Origin of the sequence: Pseudomonas sp. KB_12, assembly GCF_052114545.1 — a bacterium.
Taxonomy (GTDB): Bacteria; Pseudomonadota; Gammaproteobacteria; order Pseudomonadales; family Pseudomonadaceae; genus Aquipseudomonas; species Aquipseudomonas brassicacearum.
On sequence record NZ_JBFREY010000018.1, the window covers coordinates 1 to 21,047 of the forward strand.

A 21,047-nucleotide genomic window follows, 5' to 3' on the forward strand; every position below is an offset into this window, starting at 1 on the left:
CAACTCGGCACCTCGCCTAGGCTCGGTGTGCCCTCACTCCGGCATTGCTCCGTGGGCCGCCGCGAAGGGCCATCCATGGCCCAGCGCGGCTACCTCGGCATCCATGCCGAGGTGCCCACTGCGCAATGCCTGCGTTCGGCCAGCGTGGTTAACGGGGCGCCCCAGATCAAGATCTAAAGCAAGAGCAAGAGCAAGAGCAAGAGCAAGAGCAAGAGCAAGAGCGGGACACATGCCGGGTCCATGTGGCTGAGCCACCGCTATCGCGAGCAAGCTCGCTCCCACAAGTTTTTGTATCGTGCGCAAATGTTGTGAACGCTCACAACCCCATGTGGGAGCGAGCCTGCTCGCGATGAGGCCGGCACATCCAACATCATCGCAAACTGACCCACCGCCTTCGCGAGCAAGCTCGCTCCCACAGGAGAAACGCGATCACCCTAAATCAGGTCGGCTCTAAGGCCGCCTCGCGGTGGACGTTGATCTCGGCGCCCCGTTAACCACGCTGGCCGAACGCAGGCATTGTGGAGTGGACATCCCGGCATGGATGCCGGGATAGCCGCGCTGGGCCATGGATGGCCCTTCGCGGCGGGCCCACGGAGCAATGCCGGAGTGAGGGCACACCGAGCCTAGGCGAGGTGCCAAGTGGTGGGGCAGAAGTGTTTTGGTTACTTTTGACTGGGCCGGCTCCCGGGCTTCTCAAAAGTGACCCGCTGTAAGAGCGGAACCATAAGCAGCCGTTACCTAAATAACGGATATACACACCAAAGCAACAAAACCAAAAAAAACGGCGCTTCCCATTTCTGAAAGAAGCACCGTTTTTCCGAAGTGAACAGCATCACGTACAAGACGGGTTCAAATCGAGCAATTAACCCGCGATGGCGCGATCGACCGACAGCTTGCCCGCACCTTCGATCAGCACGGCAACACTGCCCGCCAGCAACGCCAGGGCAAACTCATAACCGTTGTTGGCCATGAACAAGCCGTTACCGATGTGCACGGAGAAAATCGCCACCAGCGACAGGAAGGCCAGGCCCAGTGCCGCAGGACGCGCCAGCAGGCCGATGATCAGCGCCAGCCCGGCGAAAAACTCGGTACCGCCCGCCAATGTCGCCATCACGTAGCCCGGGGTCAGGCCGATGCTCTCCATCCACTGCGCCGTGCCTGCCAGGCCGTAGCCACCGAACAGGCCAAAGAGTTTCTGCGAGCCGTGGGCAGCGAATATGACACCAACGGCGATGCGCAGGACAGTCAGGCCGTAGCCAGCGCGGGTAAACAAGACTTTATTGATCAACGAGCTCATGCGGGTTCATCCCTAGGTATGTGGTTGTTGGTCGCTATATTAATCAAAAAAACTTGTACCAAAAGCGCAAAAAATGCGAGATACAAATCGAATTTATCGATTATTTCCGCTGGGCGACCTTTTGATCTCCAAGTTCCAGCGACTCTCGCTCACGATCAAACGCCAAGTAGTACTTGTTGACACTATTAACGTAGCTGACGGCGCCCATTCCCACCTGTTCCATGGCAATGCGCTCGACCTGGAAAAACCACTGGTTGGGGTTCAGTCCCCGCCGTCGGGCCTCGGCTCGCATGCCTTGGACGCGCTCAGGACCCATGTTGTAGGCGGCCAGGACGAAGGCCATGCGCTCGCGCTCGTTGAGCTTGGGGCTGGCAAAGAACTTGCGGCGGATGAGGGCCAGGTACTTGGCGCCAGCCTGCACATTGGCGTCCAGGTTCTGGATGTTATCGACGCCGACCCGCTGAGCCGCCGATGGGGTGATCTGCATCAGGCCAGTAGGGCCTGTGCCGCTGCGGGCGTTAGGTTGCAGGGCTGATTCCTTGAAGGCCAGGGCCGCCAGGTTGAGCCAGTCCATGCCTTGGGCATCGGCATGTTTTTGCAGCACCGGGCGCAGTTTTTCCAGACGCTGGCGATCAGCCCGGGCCAGCGGATAGTGGACCTGGTACAAACGACGGTAAATGCGCAGGAATGCCGCGTCCTCGTTGGCGGGCACCTTGTAGGTCGCCAGGAATCGGTCGATGCTCGCCCGCAGCATGGCGGCGTCACGGCGAACGAACCAATACTCGTCACTCGGCTCGCCGATCAGCACCTGACGGTCGAAGCGCAACTTGGGCAGGATCTTGCTCCAGCGCTCGGCGATGGGCTGCTCGACGATGGTCAAATGGAAAATCCCACCCTGGACCATTTCCAGGACATCCTCCACAGCCAAGGTGGGATCGACCCATTCGACCTTCACCGGCGGCAGTTTGAGCAGCGCCAGTTTCTGGTTGATCTGGTTCACCGCGTCCCCCGCAGCGCTGCCGTTGGGCAGGGCCAGGGTCTTGCCGGAAAGTTGTTCCACACGGGTGTAGCGCTTCTCGCCCTTGATACCCACCAGCAGCAACGGCACGTCGGTACGGATCGGATCGCTGGCGCTGACCGCATGGCCGGCCTGCAGTTCGAGCAACTCACCCGGCGCTACCAGGTCGCCCTCCCCGCGCTGCAAGGCGCCGAGCAGCTGATCCTTGGCCATGGGGATGATCTTGAGGGTGATTTGCTGGCCATCCCGGGCGTGGCCGTTGAGGTATTGCTCGAAGGCTCGCAGCCGATGGTATTCGACGCCAATGGGTTGGCCCTGGACTTCACCGGAGCTGTTGCGGCTCTGGTTGACCAAAACCTTCAACACACGGCTGCTGCGGATTTGCGCCAGGTCGCGCACCGTGCCCGGCGCCACCGCCTGGACCGGCCCGGGCAGCCGCGCCTCGGCCGGTATTGGCAACAACAGCGAACAACACAACAGTAGCAATACCTGGGGACGTGTCATCCACTCTCCGGAAGGAATACTGCGGACCGCCTCCCTTGAAAACGAGGCTGAGTCGACAGAAACAGAGCGCCTGGGGCGCTGAAAAAGTGCGAAAGACTGGCACAGTGATGGCTTTTATACCAACCCGATGTGTCTCGCGGCCTTAACAGACAGCCTCAACTCGTTGTAGTTCTTGGCTTTTCTTATAAATCTACAGCTCTGATATGCTTTCCAGCCTTTGGGCCGAGGTAGCACCATGCAACTCATCGATATCGGCGTCAACCTGACCAATCCCAGTTTCGCCGACAAACATCAAGCGGTGCTCGAGCGCGCCTATGAGTCCGGGGTCTGCCAACTGGTCTTGACCGGCACCAGTATCGAGGGCAGCGAACAGGCTCTGGAACTGTGCCAACACCTCGACGACACCAGTGAGCGGCTGTTTTCCACCGCCGGCATTCACCCTCACAGCGCCAGCGACTGGACCGCTGACAGCGCCCGGCACCTCAAGGATCTGCTGATGCACAGCCGCGTGCGCGCGGTGGGCGAATGCGGGCTGGACTTCAACCGAGACTTCTCTCCCCGACCACAACAGGAAAAGGTCCTGGAAGAACACCTCGCCTTGGCGGTCCAATTGCAATTGCCGGTGTTCCTGCATGAACGCGATGCCGATCAGCGCTTGCTGGACATCCTCCGGGATTTTCGCGATCAGTTGCCAGCAGCCGTGGTGCATTGCTTTACCGGTGAAAAGAAGGCGCTGTTCAGTTATCTCGACCTGGACCTGCACATCGGCATCACTGGCTGGATCTGTGACGAACGCCGGGGCACGCACCTGCACCCGTTGGTGCGCGAAATTCCCCGCGGTCGGCTGATGCTCGAAAGCGACGCGCCGTACCTGCTGCCTCGCACGCTGCGGCCAAAACCCAAGAATGGTCGCAACGAACCGGCCTACCTGACGGAGGTCCTGCGCGAAGTGGCCTTGCACCGGGGCGAAACCCAGGAAGACCTGGCAGCCCACAGCACCGCCTGCGCCCGGGCGTTTTTTGGTTTGCCCACACTCTCCTGACCTCTACAAATCCCTGTGGGAGCGAGCTCGCTCGCGATAGCGGTGAACCAGCTTGCACACAGGCTGACTGACACACCGCTATCGCGAGCAAGCTCGCTCCCACAAGGGGATCTGGTTGCCTGTGGGCCCACATCAAATCCTGGGGTCGATGTTGTCTGTTGACCCATATCAAAATCCCGTCACCTGAGTAGCGGCAGAATAATGGCACCTTGCCAATGCTGTTTCCGCTATCAGAGAAGACCTTCCATGGGTGCCTGGCTTAGCAATATCTCGCTGAAATACAAATTCTGGGCGGTCAATGCGGTCGCCTTTGTCACTACCTTGCTGTTGGTGCTCTACGCGGTGCACCTCGAACAGCAGGCGCGTAACCACGCGGCCCAGGCGAACGCCCAGGCCCAGGCACACTTGCTTGATGCCTGGCCTGCCGGAACGCCCTTGCCCAAGGTCGACTATCTCCTGGCATTCCAGCGCGACCAGGTCCCCGTTCTCAACGAACAACCGTTGCCTTCGCTGGCCCAGGCCAACGGCTGGGTCGAACTCGACACCGGGCTGCTGTTTGGCGATGACCCGCTGCTGGGCGCCCAAGTGATCCGTCGAGGTGATGGCCAACAACTCGCCGTGCTGGCCCAAGGTGTGAGCCTGAGCCAAGTGTTCGGTGAACGCTTCAGCCAATACGCCGCAGCCGTGTTCGTGTTGATGCTGGCGATGCTGGGCGCCTCGCAGCTGTTGATCCGTTTTTTGCTCAGCCAGCTCAACACGCTCAAAGACGTGATGCTGCACGTGGAAAAAACCGGCGACCTGTCCGCCCGCGTGCCCCTGGCCTGCAAGGACGAAGTGGGCCAGATGGCGGCGGCGTTCAACGCCATGCAGGCCGGTTATCAACGGGTCGTCGACACCGTTGCCAGCACCGCCCGGCAGTTGGACAGTGGTGCGGCGCGCCTGGCGTCGAGCATGAACGATGTTCGCCACGGCATGCTCGGCCAGCAAAGCGAAACCGATCAGGCGGCCACGGCGATCAACGAAATGTCCGCCACGGTTTATCACATCGCCCAGCATGCCGGCGCCACCCGCGATCTGTCGAAAACCGCCGACACCCTGGCCGGCAACGGTCACGAAGTGGTCGCCCGGGTGCAACAGTCGATCACCGGGTTGTCTTCGGGTGTGCAGCAGACCGCCGAAATGATCCAGCGCCTGGCCGAAGACAGCCAGAAGATCAATGGCGTGGTCAGTGTGATCCACAGCATCGCCGAACAAACCAATCTGCTGGCCCTGAACGCGGCCATCGAAGCGGCACGGGCCGGAGAAATGGGCCGAGGCTTTGCCGTGGTGGCCGACGAGGTGCGCAACCTGGCCAAGCGGGTACAGACCTCCACGGATGAAATCACCACCATGGTTTCGGCCCTGCAGGCCGGGACCCGAGACGCGGTGGACTTCATGCAGGAGAGCTCGCTCAAGGCCGACGATTGCGTGCAACAGGCCCGCGAGGCCGGCGATGCTTTGGCACAGATCACCGCAGCGGTGGCGCAAATGCGCGAGAGCAACACCCAGATCGCTGTCGCGGCCGAACAGCAAAGCCATGTCGCCGAGGAAATGAACCGGGCGGTGGTGAGTATTCGCGACGTGACCGAAAACACCGTGCGCCAAACCGTCGACTCAGCCACCACCAGCCATGAACTGGCGACGTTGGCGGGCGAGTTGAGCAAGGCGATTGGGCAGTTGAAACTTTGAGGGCGCCTTCGCGAGCAAGCTCGCTCCCACACTGGATCGAGTGAGACACAAATGCTGTGAACCCAGCAGGCCCCCTGTGGGAGCGAGCTTGCTCGCGAAGCGGCCAGAACAGTCAACCCAAATACAGCTTTTGAGACGCTATCGCCCCGATAACCAACCTCGATTCGCAGGCGCCTTGGGCGGCACCTATTCTTCAAGCATGAGTGCACACGAATCGAGGAACAGCATCATGGGCAAACGTCACCCCAATCTTCCGGCCTGGCAATGGCGCGCCTACCCAGACAATCATCAGCACCCCACCAACCTGGTGTTGCACCTGATTGCCGTGCCGCTGTTCATCATCGCGTTTCTGCTGATTGTGTCGGGGGTGTTCAGCTTGAGCCTGGGCGATGTCGCCATCGGCATCATCGGCCTGCTCGCGGCACTCGGCTTGCAGCGTCACGGACACAGCCTGGAGGCCCAAGCCTCCGAGCCGTTCAGCGATCGCAAGGATGCGGTGTCACGCCTGCTGGTGGAACAGTTCCTGACTTTTCCGCGGTTCTTTCTCAGCGGCGGCTGGTGGCGCGCCTGGCGGGAGCGCCACCGTCACAACCGCAAGTCTTAACCGGAGCGGCCTTACCCAAAGATCGTGACCGTCTGCCGACTCAGGGCGATCAAGCGGCCATCGGCGCTCCAGAACTTCGCGGCGACATGGCCGTAGCCGTCCTGGGCATGTTCGATCTCGGCCAGGTACTTGCACCAGTCCAGTGTCGTGAGCTCCAGCAGCGGCTGGACGAACTCGATGGTCCACGTGAGCGTGCTGCCCGGGGCCATTTGCGAAAGGTGAGGCAACAAGGCCGGCGGCCAGGCGTCCACCAAGGCCAGGATATGACTTTCGTTCAGCGGCTCCTCCTGCACATCACCGCGCAAGCGTACCCACCCGCCCATGCTGCGGGACTTGTTGCCGCTGAACGGCAAGCCGCCAACACTCCAGCGCATCGCCAGGTGCCGCATGAATTCCGGGGTCATGCCCTTGACGTAAGGCAGCTCCTGGCATTGCTCCACGCTTTTGAATTCTGGCGCGGGATCGGCCTGCACCGCCACCACGGATGAGCGCGATGCGCCGAAACTGCCTTGCACCACGGTCACCACCTGGCCGTTCTGCACCGCGCGCCCCAACACCTGGCTCACTGCCTTGCCTTCACGCAATACGTCGACTTCGAAACTGACAGGCACGTCGGGTTCGACCGGGCCGACAAAGGTGATCGCCAGCGAGCGCACCGGGCGATCCGCCGGCACTTGGGCACGCATCGCCTCATATTGCAGCGCCGCCACCAACCCACCAAAACTGGCCCGCCCCTGGCCCCATTCAGGCGCGATGCTCACCGCACCTGGCTGCCGGCGCACGGCATCGATCAAATCGGAAAAGCGCATGACGACCTCGAAAACAGGGAAAAGGATGAAGGAATCTTAACCAGCCCGGGCTGGCGGCACAGGGCTCATTCCGGCCAAAGAGACTGACAGAAAAGCCGAGGATCTAGAATTTCCCCTGTGGGAGCGAGCTTGCTCGCGATGGCGGTGTATCAGTCAATCCTTATACAAGCTGACCCGCCGCTATCGCGAGCAAGCTCGCTCCCACAGGGGGGAAGAGTCCCACAGGGGGATGTGCTGGGTTCAGGATTTTTCGAAGCAACTGACAATCAGCTTGTCGAGCACCTTGTCGGACTTGGCCTCGGCCTTTTCCATCGCGGCGTGCCAGGTTGGCACGCAAGCGTGCAGATCGGTTTCTTCCTTGGCCCTGGCCAGCCATTGCCAGCAATCGTGCCAATCGCCCAGCGCGGCCTGGGCGGATTTGAGCCGGGGCATGGCCGCTTCGGGCAGACGGTCGAGTTCAGGGTAGGCTTCGATGGCATAACGCACGCGCTTGATCAGCAGGCGCAATCGATGGCGGTCATGGGCCGGATCGCGCAGGGCTTCGCCGAGTTTCTTCCACTGTTTGTCCAGGCGCTTTTCAATGCGTTTGCGCAAGCCCTTCAGCAACCCCTCACGCTGGGCGGCGCGAATGAAGCGCGGGAAGGCATCGAGGATCATCAGCAACTGCGCCAGTTCAACGCTCGCGGCCACGGCGGGATAAGCCTCGACCATTTGCACCTGGCGTCGCTGCGCCGCCTCGGCCTGACCATGCTGCTCCAGGTAAGCGGCCAACACTTCCCGGTCGCGCAAGGGCGTGGTCAGGGTGCCGACCGCCGAAGCAGCCGTTTCCAGCTGTTCGACGCCGGGCAAACCACGCAATGGACGAAGCAGGCTGCGCAAACGGCGTACCGTGGTTCGCAGGTCATGCAGCGCTTCGCTGTCGGTATGGGCATTCAAGCGGGCCTGACAGGCCAACAGGCGGACTTCCAGGCCCAGTATCCGGGCCACCAGCCGATCAATCATGGACGTACTCCGTACACAGCGCTGAGCGTCAAGCCGCAAGCTACCAGTGAAAAACGATTCTGCGTCCTTCCCTTGTAGCTTGCAGTTGATTGCTTGTCGCTGCCTTTATCGTCCGGCGCGGGACTCGCGAATGTAGAAACGCGCCTTCTCGGCTTTCTTGGCGCAGCCTTCGAACGCTTCGAATTGCTGCTGGGTCTTGGCGCCCGTCAGCAGGGACAGGGCCTTGGAGTAGCTAACGGTGCCGGCAAAACCTTCGGCCTTGGCCAGGTCCAGTTCATGCCAAGCGCTGTCGAGCTGGCTGCCACAACTGTCGCGGTAAGCGGTTTTGCCTGCGCAACCGGCCAGGGCCAAAACCATCAAAGAAGCCACCAAGGGCAGGCGGATCCGGGCTTTCATCAATAACACCTCAAGTCAGGTCAACAGTCGTGCTATTAAGACGGTGGCAACGGCGAAAAGTGCCTTGCTTGACCGCGTAAATTCAAGTGTGGCCGAGCATACGCAAATGCCGCCACGGCGTGTCAAAAAACGACGCGTGCGCCACAACGATTGAGCCAAGTCGTCGATGGGTGCATTGTTGAAATCTGTTCGACAAGAGGCCGGGTCATGACAAAACGTGTCGCATTGGTATTGGGTTCGGGTGGCGCCCGGGGCTATGCCCATATCGGGGTGATCGAAGAAATCGAACGACGTGGCTACGACATTGCCTGCATCGCCGGTTGTTCCATGGGCGCGGTCGTGGGGGGGATCTATGCGGCGGGCAAGCTTGAGGAGTACCGCAACTGGATCGAAAGCCTGGATTATCTGGACGTCCTGCGCCTGGTAGACGTCAGTTTTCGCCTGGGGGCGATCCGTGGCGAAAAGGTCTTCGGGCAGATCCGCAAGATCGTCGGCGAAATCAACATTGAACAATTGCGCATCCCCTACACCGCCGTCGCGACCGACCTGACCAACCAGCAGGAAATCTGGTTCCAGGAAGGTTGCCTGCATCAGGCAATGCGCGCCTCGGCGGCAATTCCCAGCCTGTTCACGCCGGTGATGCAAGGCAACCGCATGTTGGTGGATGGCGGCCTGCTCAACCCATTGCCGATCGTGCCAGTGGTGTCGAGCCACTGCGACCTGATCATCGCGGTCAACCTCAACGCCACCAATCAGAAACAATATCGGTTACCGGTGATCCCGCGCCCCGCCGCGTTCCGGCGCCGCTTCGACACCCTGGTGAACTCCCTGGGTTCGCGCCTGCCATTTCGCCGCAAGCAGGCCGAGCAGCTGTTGCTGCTGGAGCAGGAAGCCTTGAAGGCCGAGGCCGCGGACATCAACCCGTGGATCGACTCGGCCGAGCCCGAAGGCCAACAACCGGCCGCCGCGCCAGAGAACGAAGGCGCACCGAAATCCGCCACCGGTTCGTTCATCATCGACAACGTCGGCCCGGCCTCGTTGCTGGATTTGATCAACCAGAGTTTCGAAGTGATGCAGACCTCGCTGGCCCAATACAAGATTGCCGGTTACCCGCCGGATGTGTTGATCAACGTGCCAAAACGGGTGTGCCGGTTCTTCGAGTTCTACAAGGCGCCGGAGCTGATCGCGTTGGGGCGGGAGATTGCCAGCGATACCTTGGATCGGTATGAGAGTGACCAGAGCTGAGAGATTTCGAGTGGCTGTTCGGGCCTCATCGCGAGCAAGCTCGCTCCCACATTGATCGACGGTGAACCCTGTGGGAGCGAGCTTGCTCGCGATGGCAGCCTTCCAGACAACACAAGACTAAAGCCCACCCTCCCCCAACAACCGATACCCCACCCCCGCCTCGGTCACAATGAACCGAGGTCGGGTCGGGTCGTCGGCCAGTTTCTGGCGCAGGTGGCCGACCACGATCCGCAGGTAGTGACTGTCTTCGGTGTGGGTCGGGCCCCAGATGTCCTTGAGCAGTTGCTGCTGGGTGATGACCCGCCCCGGGTGGCGCGCCAGTTGCGCCAGTACCGCGTACTCCTTGCGGGTCAGGGCCACTTCGGTGCCGTCCAGCAGCACCCGTCGATAGGCCAGGTCCACCGTCAGCGGACCGAACTTCAGCGCGGCTTCCTGTGGCTCGCCTGCCGGCGCCTGGCGCAACAAGGCGCGGATGCGGGCGAGAAATTCCTGGATGCCGAACGGCTTGGTCACGTAATCGTTGGCACCGTTGTCCAGCGCCTCGACCTTCTGCGCTTCGCTGGCCCGCACCGAGAGCACCAGCACCGGCACCGTCGACCATTGGCGAAACTCGCGCAACACCTGCTGGCCGTCCATGTCCGGCAAGCCCAGGTCGAGTATCAGCAGATCGGGCTTGTTCAGCGCCGCTTGGGCAAGCCCTTCAGCGCCGGTGCCGGCTTCCAGCACCCGGTAGCCTTGGGAGCTCAGGCTGATGCGCAGGAACTTGCGGATTTGCGGTTCGTCATCGATGACCAAAAGGGTCGCGGTCTGGCTCATGGGATCCGTTCAATGCAATCGGTGGAAAGAGAGTACCGCAGAGCCGCTCAAGCTTCATCGTCCATGCCCGGCTGTGTCTGCAAAGGCAGATGCAAAGTAATGCAGGTGCCGCGCCCATCGAGGCCGTCATCGACGCTGATTCGCCCACCATGGGCACCGACCATGCCCTGGCAGATGGCCAGCCCCAGCCCTGTGCCCTGCCCGCCTCGATCACCGCGCGCAGCGGTGTAGAACATATCGAAGATTTTCTCCCGCTCGTCTTGAGGGATCCCGGGACCTTCGTCGGCGACCGAAAAAAACACCTCGCTGTCCGTAGTACCCGCGCTCAGCAGCAGCCGTCCGTGGGCCGGCGAGAATCGCGCAGCGTTTTCCAGCACGTTGACCAGGGCCTGCTCGATCAGCGCCGCGTGGACATACAGCAAGGGCAGGTCGGCAGGCACCTCGACGCCGACCGCCAGCGGCGCCAACACCGCCCGCAAGCGGTTCAGTGCGCTGCCGACGATATCGGCCGGTGCTACCCAGTCCCGCGCCAGCTTCAGGGCGCCGTGGCCAAGGCGGGTCATGTCCAGCAGGTTCTGGATGTAGCGATCCAGCCGCTCAGCCTCATCGCGGGTGCCTTCGAGCAGTTCACGGCGATCGGCCAGAGGGATCGCCTCCCCCAGCGCCAACAGGCTGTCGATGCTGCCGCGCATGGACGTCAGCGGCGTGCGCAAGTCATGGGACACCGAAGCCAGCAAGGCGCTGCGCAATTGCTCGGTTTCACCGTGCAGGCGCGCCGCTTCCAGGTCCTGGGCCAGTTGCGCCCGGGCCAACGCCTGGGCCAATGGCTGACTGAGGGCCGCCAGCAAACGCCGACGCTGGCCGCTCAATGGCTTGCCTTCGTTCGGGCACACACCCAGCAACCCCAGTGGCCCGCCTTCCGCCGACAGCGGCCACCACCACCAGCGTCCGGATGGCAACGTCCCGGTGCCGGCACCGGCGGGCTGGTCGTGCTGCCAGGCCCAGTCGGCCGCGGCACGCTCGGCCTCGGTGAATGTCAACGGCTCGCCGGTCTCGACCGTCCAATCGCTCTGGCCATCGCGATTGAGCAGGCAAAGCTGCAAGTCGTGCAGGCCGTTGAGGTGCTGCGCGGCGGCGCTGATCACCGCCTGGCGGTCGGTGGCGGCAGTGAGTTTGCGCGACAGGTCGAGCAGTTCGCCGGTTTCCTGCTGGGTGTCGCGCAAGGCTTGCAATTGTCGGCGCTGGCGGGCCGCCAGGTTGCCGGTCAGGGCCGCCATCAGCAGGAAAAACACCAGCGTCAGAACGTCTTCTTCGCGCTGGATGGTGAAGGAAAAATTCGGCGGGATGAACAGGAAGTCATAGGCCAGGAACGACAGCGCCGCGCAGGCCAGCGCCGGGCCAAGGCTGCTGCGTACCGCCACCAGCAACACCGCCATCAGAAACACCAGGGAAATATTGGGTAATGCCAGCACCCCGGAAATGCCCCAGGCCAATGCGCTGGCCGTCACGGTCGCCACCAGCGCCAGCGCGTAGTCGAACCCGGTCTGGAGGGAGCTTGAACGCTCGCGAGCGGGACGCGGTTGCTCATCGCTGTCCAGCACGTTGATTTCCAGACCCCGAGCATCGCGCAGCAAGCGTGAAGCCAAGCCACCGCCAAACAGCCGCCGCCACAAACGTGGTCGGGACTGCCCCACAAGCAGCAGCGTGGCGCGCCGTTCGCTGGCATGCTGGATCAAGGTCTTGGCGACTTCACCGGCCCGCAGCAGCACCACTTCCCCACCGAGGCGTTCAGCCAGTTGCTGGGCACTTTGCAGGTACTGGCGCGACGACTCGTCCCGCGCGCCGCCATTGTCCACATGCACCAGGCTCCACGGCAGATGCCGACGCTGGGCGACGCGGCTGGCATGACGCACCAGACGCTCGGCCTGAACATCACCGTCCACGCCCACCAGCAAGCGTCCACGCACCGCCGGAGCGGCCTGGCCTAGTTGTCGATACCCCTGGGCCAAGTCATTGTCGACCTGGGCGGCGGCGGTCTGCATGGCCAATTCACGTAACGCGGTCAGGTTGGTCTGGGTAAAAAACGCATCGATCGCCGCGCGAGCCTGTTCCGGCACATAGACTTTGCCATCACGCAGGCGCTCCAGCAGTTCGCGCGATGGCAGGTCGATCAGCAGCAGTTCATCGGCTTCCTGCAAGACCCAGTCCGGCAACGTCTCGCGAACCTGCACGCCGGTGATACCGCGCACTTGATCGTTGAGGCTTTCCAGGTGCTGGACGTTGACGGTGGTGTAGACATCGATACCGGCGGCAAGCAAGTCCTGGATGTCTTGCCAGCGTTTGGCATGACGGCTGCCGGGGGCGTTGCTGTGGGCCAGTTCGTCCACCAGCACCAAGGCCGGCCGGGCCGCGAGTAAGCCATCGAGGTCCATTTCTTCAAGCGTCACGCCGCGATATTCCGAGCGCACCAACGGCTGCTGTGCCAGACCACCGAGCAGTGCTTCGGTTTCGGCACGACCATGGGTCTCCACCACCCCGGCGACGACTTTCACGCCTTGACGCAGTTGGGTGTGGGCCGCTTGCAGCATGGCGTAGGTCTTGCCGACACCGGGCGCCGCGCCCAGGAAGACCTTGAGCCGGCCACGGTCGTTACGGGGCAGATTGGCTAACAGTGCGTCGGCGCGGCCGGAGTCGCTCATGGCGTGGAAGTCTCTTTCAAATATTGATCAAACACCTTGTGGGGAGCCGGACCTGTGGGAGCAAAGCTTATGGGAACTGGACCTGTGGGAGCAAAGCTTGCTCGCGATCAAGGCGACACAGTTCAACGGATGGACCGTGTAATCGTTCATCGCGAGCAAGCTTTGCTCCCACAGGCGCCGCTCCCACAGGTTTTACAGTTTTTCCAGGGCCAGGTTCAGCGCCAGCACATTCACCACTGGCGGGCCCACCAAGGATTGCTCAGTGTTGTCGTCGAGCAGTTGCTGCAAGGTCGAGGCCGGCAGGTTGCGCGCGGCGGCGACACGCGCCAGTTGATAGGCAATCGCCGCCGGAGGCAAGTGCGGATCCAGCCCACTGGCGGAGGTGGTCAGCAATGCCAGCGGCACCGGGCCCTGGCCGGGCACCTGGAGTTTTTGGGCGTCATCGATCACCCGCGAGGCCAGGGCCGGATTGCTCGGGGAGAAGTTGCTGGCGCCGCTGGCGACCGTGGCGAAGGCACCGGCCGATGGCCGTGGATGAAACCAGGCATCGCCGGTGAAATCCTGGGCGATCAGCGTCGAGCCACGGACCTTGCCAACCGCATCGACGATCAGGCTGCCATTGGCCTGGGTGGGAAAGGCGACTTGCGCCACGCCGGTGACCACCAGCGGGTACGCGACACCGGTGATCAGCGTCATCAGGAATAACAGGCTCAAGGCCGGGCGAATCAGAGTGGACATTTCAAAATCCTCGAATCAGGAATAATTCATCGTGGCGAGGGAGCTTGCTCCCGCTGGGCTGCGCAGCAGCCCTGAAAACCAGCGACTGCGGTGTGCCAGGCAGATAGCGTTCAGCTTCTTTGGGGCTGCTGCGCAGCCCAGCGGGAGCAAGCTCCCTCGCCACAACAGCCTCTCCTGTCACAACACCTTCACTTGTCACAAAAACCGGTTTATCGAGCATCAGGCTCAAACCAGGTGCAACGCCGTCAGCAACATATCGATCGCCTTGATCCCCACGAACGGCACCACGATCCCGCCCAGGCCATAAATCAGCAGATTGCGTCGCAACAGCGCCGCCGCACTTGCCGCTTGCACTCGCACACCGCGCAGGGCCAAGGGGATCAGCACGACGATGATCAAGGCATTGAAGACAATGGCCGACACAATCGCGCTCTGGGGGCTGCTCAGGTGCATCACATTCAACACGCCGAGCTGTGGATAAATCGAAGCGAACAGCGCCGGCAGGATCGCGAAATACTTGGCGATGTCGTTGGCGATGGAAAAGGTAGTCAATGCGCCACGGGTCACCAGCAGTTCCTTGCCGATCTGCACCACATCGAGCAATTTGGTCGGGTCGCTGTCGAGGTCGACCATGTTGGCCGCCTCCCGCGCGGCCTGGGTGCCGTCGTTCATCGCCATGCCGACATCGGCCTGGGCCAGGGCCGGGGCGTCGTTGGCACCGTCGCCGCACATGGCCACCAGCCGACCGTCATTTTGCTCATGACGGATACGCGCCAGCTTCTTCTCCGGCGTGGCCTCCGCCAGCACGTCATCGACACCGGCCTCGGCGGCAATCGCCGCAGCGGTCAGCGGGTTGTCACCGGTGACCATCACCGTGCGGATCCCCAGCTTGCGCAGCTCGGCAAAGCGCTCGCGAATGCCCGGCTTGACCACGTCCTTGAGGTGGATGGCCCCTAGCAACCGACCGTCCATGCACACCAGCAGCGGCGTGCCGCCACTCTGGGCGATCTTGTCGACCTCCCGCGCCAATGCCTGCGGCAACTCATTGCGTGCAAGGCCGATGAAGTCCAGCAACGAGTCCACGGCGCCCTTACGGTAGATGCGGCCCTGATAGTCGACTCCAGACAAACGGGTTTCAGCACTGAACGGCACGGCCGTCAGCGCTTCGACGCCAGGCTCGGACTGTGGATGCAAACCTCGCAGGTACTCGACGATGGACTTGCCCTCGGCGGTGTCGTCAGCCAACGAGGCGAACAGCGCGCCTTCGGCCAGTTCCTTGGCACTTACACCAGGGGCGGTATAGACCGCTGTACAACGACGATTGCCAAAGGTGATGGTGCCGGTCTTGTCCAGCATCAGCACATGCACATCTCCCGCCGCCTCGACCGCACGGCCGGATTTGGCGATCACGTTCAGGCGCACCAACCGGTCCATCCCGGCGATGCCAATGGCCGACAGCAGCCCGCCGATGGTGGTGGGAATCAAGGTGACCAGCAGCGCCACCAGAAACACCAGCGGCAGGTTGGCGTTGGCGAAATGGGCGAACGGTTGCAGCGTCACCACCACCAACAGGAAGATCAGCGTCAGGCCGATCAACAGGATATCCAGCGCCACTTCGTTCGGCGTTTTCTGACGCTTGGCACCTTCGACCAAGGCGATCATGCGGTCCAGGGTGGACTCGCCGGGATTGCTGGTGATGCGTATCAGCAGCCAGTCGGAGACCAGCCGCGTATTGCCGGTGACGGCCGAGCGATCGCCGCCGGACTCGCGGATGACCGGCGCCGATTCGCCGGTGATCGCCGCCTCGTTGACCGCGGCGATGCCTTCGATCACTTCACCGTCGCCGGGGATCATGTCGCCGGCCTCGACGCGCACCACATCGCCTTTGCGCAGACGGGTGGCGGGGATGATTTCAAAGCCGCTGGCGGTCTGGCGACGTGCGTTGAGGCCTTCGCTGCCAGCCTTGAGACTGTCGGCCCGGGCCTTGCCGCGGCCTTCGGCCAACGCTTCGGCGAAGTTGGCGAACAGTACGGTGAACCACAGCCACAGCGCGATTTGCGCAGCGACGAACGTCGGTACGGTACTGTCGGGGATGAAGCACAACACGGTGGTGAGGATCGCGGTCAGTTCCACCACCAGCATCACCGGTGCGCGGTGCAACTGGCGAGGATCGAGCTTGACGAAGGCTTGCACCAGCGCCGGCCGCCAGAGGGCCGACAGGTGGGTCTTCGGTTGTTCCGGCGCCTTGGCGGCGACGGTTTTGCTCATCGGCATATTCATCATCAGGTCCTCAGAAGCCCATGCTCAGGTGTTCGGCAATCGGCCCCAGCGCCAGGGTCGGCAGGAAGGTCAAGCCGCCCACCAGCAGGATGGTCACGGTCAACAAGGTCACGAACAGCGGGCCGTGGGTAGGGAAGCTGTTCTGGCCAATCGGCGCGGTCTTCTTCAAGGCCAGGCTGCCGGCCAACGCCAACACCGGCAGGATGTAGCCGAACCGGCCGATCAACATCCCCAGGCCCAGCATCAGGTTGTGGAAAGGTGTGTTGGCGCCGAACCCGGCAAATGCCGAACCGTTGTTCGCCCCCGCCGAGGTGTAGGCGTACAACAACTGGCTGAAACCATGGGCACCCGGATTGCTCACCGCTGCGGCCGGTCCGGGCAGGCTTGCGGCGACAGCCCCCAGCACCAGCACGCTGACAGGCATCACCAGCAGGGTTGCCACCAACAGTTGCACCTCCCGGGCGCCTAGCTTCTTGCCCAGGTATTCCGGGGTGCGACCGATCATCAAACCAGCCAGGAACACTGCGATCAGCACGTTCAACAGCATCCCGTAGAGCCCGGCCCCGACGCCGCCGAAGATCACCTCGCCGACCATCATGTTCACCAGCGCAACCATGCCACTGAGTGGGTTGAGGCTGTCATGCATGGCGTTGACCGAACCGTTGGAAGCCGCCGTGGTGGTCACTGACCACAGCACCGTGGCGGTGGTGCCGAAGCGTGCTTCCTTGCCTTCCAGCGGCGCGGTTTGCTCGACGGCCGGGTTGTTCAGGGCCGGGTTCGGCTGGTATTCGGCCCACAGCGACGTGGCACCGCCAATCAGGAACAAGGCAAGCATGCAGGCGATGATCGCCCGGCTCTGGCGCAGGTCCTTGACGTAATGGCCGAAGGTGAACACCAGCGCGGTGGGAATCAGGATGATCGAAGCGACTTCGAACAGGTTGCTCCAGGCCGTCGGGTTTTCGAACGGATGCGCCGAGTTGACGCCGAAGAAACCGCCACCGTTGGTGCCCAGTTGCTTGATCGCGATCTGGCTCGCGGCCGGCCCCAACGGGATGACCTGGTCGGCGCCCTGCATTGTGAGCCCGTGTACATAGTGCGCAAAGGTCTGCGGCACGCCCTGCCAGACCAGGAACAACGCCAGCAGCAGGCACAACGGCAACAGCCCGTAGAGGGTGGCGCGGGTCATGTCGACCCAGAAATTACCCAGCGTCGCGGCGGACTTGCGCCCGATGCCGCGACACAGCGCCACCAGCACGGCCAGGCCGGTGGCGGCGCTGACAAAGTTCTGCACAGTCAGGCCGACCATCTGGCTCAGGTAGCTCAGGGACGCTTCACCGCTGTAGGACTGCCAGTTGGTGTTGGTCATGAAACTCACGGCCGTGTTGAAGGCCTGGGTCCACTCCATGCCGGGCAGTTGCTCGGTATTGAGCGGCAGATATCCCTGCAGCAGCAGAATGGCGAACAGCAAGACAAAACCCGCCAGGTTGAACGCGAGCAAGGCCAGGGTGTATTTCTGCCAGCTCTGCTCAGCGGTGGAATCGACACCCGCCAGGCGATAGCAACCGCGCTCCACCGGGCCGAGGATCGGCGAAAGCCAAGTACGCTGGCCTTCCATCACCCGGTAGTAAAAACGCCCCAGAAACGGTGCCGGAATCAGCACCAGGGCGAAAAAGCCGAGGATCAGCCCGTAATCATAACCGTGCATAGCCGCTCCTAGTTCCGATCGGCGCGCAACAGCGCAACCAGCAGATAAATGAACAGCGCCCCTGCCAGCAGCAGCGACACCCCGTCCAGAACATTCATGGGATTTCTCCGTGGTACGGCGTCGTGCCGTGTGTGGAGTGATTGTCGGCAGGGAGGCTGTAAAGGAGCGAGATCGAGAGCCGTGCTAGGGGGTAAAGAATCCGTAAAAAATGTTGGCTGGGGTGGCCTTATCGCGAGCAAGCTCGCTCCCACATGGGATCTGTTGTGAATAAAGAATTTGCGTCCACTGAAGGCTCTTAGTGGGAGCGAGCTTGCTCGCGATAAGACCAGCCCAGGCACCAATGCTCTGAACTGGGGCACAAAACCCAGCCATCCGGCAGGGAACATCCCCGATACGACACGATTTCATCCATTACGACCGCCCTCGCCACACTGGCACGCCCACTGCACTGCCCTCCCCAGCGCTTTTGCTATTGATCGAGGGGAGCCACCGATGAACACACAACTCAAACCCACCCTGGGCACCCTGCATTTATGGGGTATTGCCGTCGGCCTGGTGATTTCCGGCGAGTATTTCGGCTGGAGCTACGGCTGGGGCGTGGCCGGGACACTGGGCTTTCTGGTGACGTCCTTCATGGTGGCGGCTATGTACACCTGCTTCATTTTCAGCTTCACCGAACTGACCACCGCCATTCCCCATGCCGGCGGGCCATTTGCCTACAGCCGTCGAGCCTTCGGCGAGAAAGGCGGGTTGATTGCCGGCCTGGCGACGCTGATCGAATTCGTCTTCGCCCCGCCGGCCATTGCCCTGGCCATCGGCGCCTACCTGAACGTGCAGTTCCCGGCCCTGGACCCGAAACACGCAGCGGTCGGCGCCTATATCGTGTTCATGGGCCTGAACATCCTCGGGGTCAAGCTGGCCGCGACGTTCGAGCTGATCGTCTGCATCTTGGCGGTGGTCGAACTGCTGGTGTTCATGGGCGTCGTGGCCCCGGCGTTCAGTTTCAGCAGCTTCGCCCTGAACGGCTGGGCCGGTTCCGATGTGTTCGGCGCACCGGCCATCGCCGGCATGTTTGCCGCGATTCCCTTCGCCATCTGGTTCTTCCTGGCCATCGAAGGCGCGGCCATGGCCGCCGAAGAAGCCAAGGACCCGAAACGCACGATTCCCAAGGCCTACATCAGCGGCATCCTGACCTTGGTGTTCCTGGCGATGGGCGTCATGTTCCTGGCCGGCGGCGTCGGCGACTGGCGCACCCTGTCGAACATCAACGATCCCCTGCCCCAAGCCATGAAAACCGTGGTCGGCGAAAGCTCCGGCTGGCTGCACATGCTGGTGTGGATCGGCTTGTTCGGCCTGGTGGCGAGTTTCCACGGCATCATCCTTGGCTACTCGCGGCAGTTCTTCGCCCTGGCCCGCGCCGGCTACCTGCCCGCCTCCCTGGCCAAACTGTCACGCTTCCAGACCCCGCACCGGGCCATCATCGCCGGTGGAGTGATCGGCATTGCCGCAATCTACAGCGACGGCCTGATCAACCTCGGCGGCATGACCCTGACTGCGGCGATGATCACCATGGCCGTGTTCGGCGCCATCGTCATGTACATCATGAGCATGCTCAGCCTGTTCAAATTGCGTAAAACCGAACCCAACCTGGAACGTACTTTCCGCGCACCGGGCTATCCGATCGTGCCGGGCATCGCCCTGGTACTGGCAGTGGTGTGCCTGGTGGCGATGGCCTGGTTCAACGCGCTGATCGGGCTAATCTTCCTCGGCTTCATGGCGGTGGGTTTCGTCTACTTCATCCTCACCGCACAACTGCGCGCAGACGCTCCCGCCGATGCGATGCTGACCGGGCTTTGAGGTGAAGCCGGCCGAACGGGCGTAGTATTGAACCACTGCGAGCAACCTTCGCTCATAAGTGGTAGGTGCGATGGATCGGCGAAATGTTCGTCCGTCCATCGCCCCCTCAAGGAGAACCCTATGCCCTGGTATGCCTGGTTGATTCTGATTGTTGCAATCGGCTCGATCGTTGGTGGTCTGATGATGCTGCGCGACACCGCCAACAAGGTCGAGCTGACCGATGAGCAACGCAAGCGCGTTGCCGAGCGCAATGCGGAAATGGATGCGAAGGAGGCCAAGGATCGTTGAATCGCACACCGCTTTTGTGGCGAGGGAGCTTGCTCCCGCTGGGTCTGTAGGAGCTGTCGAGTGCAACGAGGCTGCGATCTTTCGCCTATCAATTGAGTCTGGAGCGAAGATCAAAAGATCGCAGGCTTCGCCAGCTCCTACAAAAGCCAGCGCCTGCTGCGTCACTTTTCCCAATCCGCCTTGGCGATATGCAAGCCATGCAACCCCTTGTACGCCGCCCGCTCAGGCTGGCTCCAGCCCTCCAGCAATGAATCTTCCAACCGATAGATCTCAACCCCCAGCGGACGACAGACGCTAAGGGGATCCTGCGCATCCGGCCCCCACATCGCCAGCGACAAGTCACCACCCGGGCAAGTGGACAGGGCGCACAACAGATCGATCTCGGCAAAAAACTCCAGGTAATCGCCCTTCTGCGCCGGACAGGCCTTCATGAAGTACATGTCGTCATGATTAAGCCCCGTGCACTGGAAAATATTCAGCACGTCATGCACATCGAATTCCGTCAGGCCGTGAGGCAACACAGCACGGGTCAGGTTCGAATGGCAGTGATGATGAAAATCCTCGCCAGTCAGCATCTTGTTCACATAGGGATCACAGCGCGTACCCAGCAGATCGTGCAGTCGGCCACCATGCTCGTCGATGCCATAGCCGGCCAGGCTGTCATCGGTGATGGTCACCAAGGGCCGCAGGAATGGCAGGTTCGACCACAACCGATCATGGGTGCTGACGTGGGCGCCCTGAAGCTGGCGCGTGCGCGCCGCCCACAAGCGTTCCCGTGGATCGTGGGCATTCCAGACGTTGAAGTCCCCCACCTGCGGGCCTACCGGGGTCGTGACGCGGAACACATGACCGGCAGGTACGTGCCAAGCACGGCCAGTGCGGATGGGTACCTCGAACTGTTCGATCAAGGTGCGTTTGTCCTGCTGGGTGCGGATGCGGTCGTAGAAGGGTTTGTCCACTTGCAGGGCTGAGCCTTTGCTGACCTGGTAGGCGGCTGGGTAATCTTTGTACATGGCGCG

Annotated in this window: 18 protein-coding genes; 6 read left to right on the forward strand and 12 right to left on the reverse strand. The window is 62.1% G+C overall.

Annotation, left to right across the window (positions count from 1 at the left end; genetic code table 11):
- Window positions 1-862 precede the first annotated feature (862 nt).
- Together AB4Z20_RS16145 and AB4Z20_RS16150 are read right to left on the reverse strand one after the other, a co-directional pair.
- Window positions 863-1,297, reverse strand: a complete 435-nt coding sequence (locus tag AB4Z20_RS16145; RefSeq protein ID WP_253472664.1) for a DoxX family protein — start codon at window positions 1,295-1,297, stop codon at window positions 863-865.
- Between the two features lie 100 nt (window positions 1,298-1,397).
- Window positions 1,398-2,819: a transglycosylase SLT domain-containing protein gene (locus AB4Z20_RS16150; protein ID WP_253472661.1), complete on the reverse strand. Its 1,422-nt coding sequence runs from the start codon at window positions 2,817-2,819 to the stop codon at window positions 1,398-1,400.
- A 235-nt stretch (window positions 2,820-3,054) separates the two neighbouring features.
- Here AB4Z20_RS16150 and AB4Z20_RS16155 point away from each other — a divergent pair, with 235 nt between their 5' ends.
- The 3 genes from AB4Z20_RS16155 to AB4Z20_RS16165 all read left to right on the forward strand — a co-directional run bounded on the left by AB4Z20_RS16155 (window position 3,055) and on the right by AB4Z20_RS16165 (window position 6,193).
- Window positions 3,055-3,861 carry a TatD family hydrolase gene (locus AB4Z20_RS16155; protein WP_442090226.1) on the forward strand — a complete coding sequence of 269 codons (807 nt, stop codon included), beginning with the start codon at window positions 3,055-3,057 and terminating at the stop codon, window positions 3,859-3,861.
- A gap of 246 nt (window positions 3,862-4,107) precedes the next feature.
- Entirely contained in the window at window positions 4,108-5,589 is a 1,482-nt protein-coding gene (locus tag AB4Z20_RS16160) for a methyl-accepting chemotaxis protein (protein WP_253472590.1), read from the forward strand.
- Between the two features lie 229 nt (window positions 5,590-5,818).
- On the forward strand, window positions 5,819-6,193 hold the full coding sequence (locus tag AB4Z20_RS16165) for an Mpo1-like protein (protein ID WP_253472587.1): 375 nt from the start codon (window positions 5,819-5,821) through the stop codon (window positions 6,191-6,193).
- Window positions 6,194-6,204: 11 nt separating this feature from the next.
- On the opposite strand, the gene AB4Z20_RS16170 is transcribed toward AB4Z20_RS16165, so the two are convergent.
- The 3 genes from AB4Z20_RS16170 to AB4Z20_RS16180 all read right to left on the reverse strand — a co-directional run bounded on the left by AB4Z20_RS16170 (window position 6,205) and on the right by AB4Z20_RS16180 (window position 8,400).
- Window positions 6,205-7,002 (reverse strand): acyl-CoA thioesterase, encoded by a 798-nt coding sequence (locus AB4Z20_RS16170; protein ID WP_046063748.1) that lies wholly within the window; start codon window positions 7,000-7,002, stop codon window positions 6,205-6,207.
- Window positions 7,003-7,242: 240 nt separating this feature from the next.
- The gene (locus AB4Z20_RS16175; protein WP_258690608.1) at window positions 7,243-8,004 is read right to left on the reverse strand and encodes a CHAD domain-containing protein; all 762 of its coding nucleotides are present in this window, start codon (window positions 8,002-8,004) and stop codon (window positions 7,243-7,245) included.
- A gap of 105 nt (window positions 8,005-8,109) precedes the next feature.
- Window positions 8,110-8,400: a hypothetical protein gene (locus tag AB4Z20_RS16180; RefSeq protein ID WP_003199317.1), complete on the reverse strand. Its 291-nt coding sequence runs from the start codon at window positions 8,398-8,400 to the stop codon at window positions 8,110-8,112.
- Window positions 8,401-8,607: 207 nt separating this feature from the next.
- Between AB4Z20_RS16180 and AB4Z20_RS16185 the strand changes: the two genes are divergently transcribed.
- The gene (locus AB4Z20_RS16185) at window positions 8,608-9,645 is read left to right on the forward strand and encodes a patatin-like phospholipase family protein (protein ID WP_253472582.1); all 1,038 of its coding nucleotides are present in this window, start codon (window positions 8,608-8,610) and stop codon (window positions 9,643-9,645) included.
- Window positions 9,646-9,762: 117 nt separating this feature from the next.
- On the opposite strand, the gene AB4Z20_RS16190 is transcribed toward AB4Z20_RS16185, so the two are convergent.
- From AB4Z20_RS16190 to kdpF, 6 genes are all read right to left on the reverse strand, one after another.
- Window positions 9,763-10,461, reverse strand: coding sequence for a response regulator (locus AB4Z20_RS16190; RefSeq protein ID WP_253472578.1), 699 nt, complete (start codon window positions 10,459-10,461; stop codon window positions 9,763-9,765).
- A 47-nt stretch (window positions 10,462-10,508) separates the two neighbouring features.
- Window positions 10,509-13,160 carry a DUF4118 domain-containing protein gene (locus AB4Z20_RS16195; RefSeq protein WP_442090227.1) on the reverse strand — a complete coding sequence of 884 codons (2,652 nt, stop codon included), beginning with the start codon at window positions 13,158-13,160 and terminating at the stop codon, window positions 10,509-10,511.
- A 192-nt stretch (window positions 13,161-13,352) separates the two neighbouring features.
- The gene (gene kdpC, locus AB4Z20_RS16200) at window positions 13,353-13,898 is read right to left on the reverse strand and encodes a potassium-transporting ATPase subunit KdpC (protein WP_442090228.1); all 546 of its coding nucleotides are present in this window, start codon (window positions 13,896-13,898) and stop codon (window positions 13,353-13,355) included.
- Window positions 13,899-14,123: 225 nt separating this feature from the next.
- A complete protein-coding gene (gene kdpB / locus AB4Z20_RS16205; protein WP_442090229.1) occupies window positions 14,124-16,178 on the reverse strand; it encodes a potassium-transporting ATPase subunit KdpB in 2,055 nt (684 codons plus the stop codon).
- 10 nt (window positions 16,179-16,188) lie between these two features.
- Entirely contained in the window at window positions 16,189-17,883 is a 1,695-nt protein-coding gene (gene kdpA / locus AB4Z20_RS16210; RefSeq protein ID WP_442090230.1) for a potassium-transporting ATPase subunit KdpA, read from the reverse strand.
- An 8-nt stretch (window positions 17,884-17,891) separates the two neighbouring features.
- Entirely contained in the window at window positions 17,892-17,981 is a 90-nt protein-coding gene (gene kdpF, locus AB4Z20_RS16215) for a K(+)-transporting ATPase subunit F (RefSeq protein ID WP_063322338.1), read from the reverse strand.
- 394 nt (window positions 17,982-18,375) lie between these two features.
- On the opposite strand from kdpF, the gene eat reads away from it, so the two are divergent.
- Together eat and AB4Z20_RS16225 are read left to right on the forward strand one after the other, a co-directional pair.
- Window positions 18,376-19,740 carry an ethanolamine permease gene (gene eat / locus AB4Z20_RS16220; protein WP_253472563.1) on the forward strand — a complete coding sequence of 455 codons (1,365 nt, stop codon included), beginning with the start codon at window positions 18,376-18,378 and terminating at the stop codon, window positions 19,738-19,740.
- A 120-nt stretch (window positions 19,741-19,860) separates the two neighbouring features.
- Window positions 19,861-20,028: a DUF2897 family protein gene (locus tag AB4Z20_RS16225; RefSeq protein ID WP_003183831.1), complete on the forward strand. Its 168-nt coding sequence runs from the start codon at window positions 19,861-19,863 to the stop codon at window positions 20,026-20,028.
- Between the two features lie 161 nt (window positions 20,029-20,189).
- Here AB4Z20_RS16225 and AB4Z20_RS16230 read toward each other — a convergent pair whose 3' ends face one another.
- Window positions 20,190-21,041 carry an urea carboxylase-associated family protein gene (locus tag AB4Z20_RS16230; RefSeq protein ID WP_028236958.1) on the reverse strand — a complete coding sequence of 284 codons (852 nt, stop codon included), beginning with the start codon at window positions 21,039-21,041 and terminating at the stop codon, window positions 20,190-20,192.
- Window positions 21,042-21,047 lie beyond the last annotated feature (6 nt).

Coding starts and splice junctions, on each gene's coding strand:
- AB4Z20_RS16145 (WP_253472664.1), bottom strand. CDS start 1,297: ATGAGCTCGTTGATCAATAAAGTCTTGTTTACCCGCGCTGGCTACGGC.
- AB4Z20_RS16150 (WP_253472661.1), bottom strand. CDS start 2,819: ATGACACGTCCCCAGGTATTGCTACTGTTGTGTTGTTCGCTGTTGTTG.
- AB4Z20_RS16155 (WP_442090226.1), top strand. CDS start 3,055: ATGCAACTCATCGATATCGGCGTCAACCTGACCAATCCCAGTTTCGCC.
- AB4Z20_RS16160 (WP_253472590.1), top strand. CDS start 4,108: ATGGGTGCCTGGCTTAGCAATATCTCGCTGAAATACAAATTCTGGGCG.
- AB4Z20_RS16165 (WP_253472587.1), top strand. CDS start 5,819: ATGGGCAAACGTCACCCCAATCTTCCGGCCTGGCAATGGCGCGCCTAC.
- AB4Z20_RS16170 (WP_046063748.1), bottom strand. CDS start 7,002: ATGCGCTTTTCCGATTTGATCGATGCCGTGCGCCGGCAGCCAGGTGCG.
- AB4Z20_RS16175 (WP_258690608.1), bottom strand. CDS start 8,004: ATGATTGATCGGCTGGTGGCCCGGATACTGGGCCTGGAAGTCCGCCTG.
- AB4Z20_RS16180 (WP_003199317.1), bottom strand. CDS start 8,400: ATGAAAGCCCGGATCCGCCTGCCCTTGGTGGCTTCTTTGATGGTTTTG.
- AB4Z20_RS16185 (WP_253472582.1), top strand. CDS start 8,608: ATGACAAAACGTGTCGCATTGGTATTGGGTTCGGGTGGCGCCCGGGGC.
- AB4Z20_RS16190 (WP_253472578.1), bottom strand. CDS start 10,461: ATGAGCCAGACCGCGACCCTTTTGGTCATCGATGACGAACCGCAAATC.
- AB4Z20_RS16195 (WP_442090227.1), bottom strand. CDS start 13,160: ATGAGCGACTCCGGCCGCGCCGACGCACTGTTAGCCAATCTGCCCCGT.
- kdpC (WP_442090228.1), bottom strand. CDS start 13,898: ATGTCCACTCTGATTCGCCCGGCCTTGAGCCTGTTATTCCTGATGACG.
- kdpB (WP_442090229.1), bottom strand. CDS start 16,178: ATGAATATGCCGATGAGCAAAACCGTCGCCGCCAAGGCGCCGGAACAA.
- kdpA (WP_442090230.1), bottom strand. CDS start 17,883: ATGCACGGTTATGATTACGGGCTGATCCTCGGCTTTTTCGCCCTGGTG.
- kdpF (WP_063322338.1), bottom strand. CDS start 17,981: ATGAATGTTCTGGACGGGGTGTCGCTGCTGCTGGCAGGGGCGCTGTTC.
- eat (WP_253472563.1), top strand. CDS start 18,376: ATGAACACACAACTCAAACCCACCCTGGGCACCCTGCATTTATGGGGT.
- AB4Z20_RS16225 (WP_003183831.1), top strand. CDS start 19,861: ATGCCCTGGTATGCCTGGTTGATTCTGATTGTTGCAATCGGCTCGATC.
- AB4Z20_RS16230 (WP_028236958.1), bottom strand. CDS start 21,041: ATGTACAAAGATTACCCAGCCGCCTACCAGGTCAGCAAAGGCTCAGCC.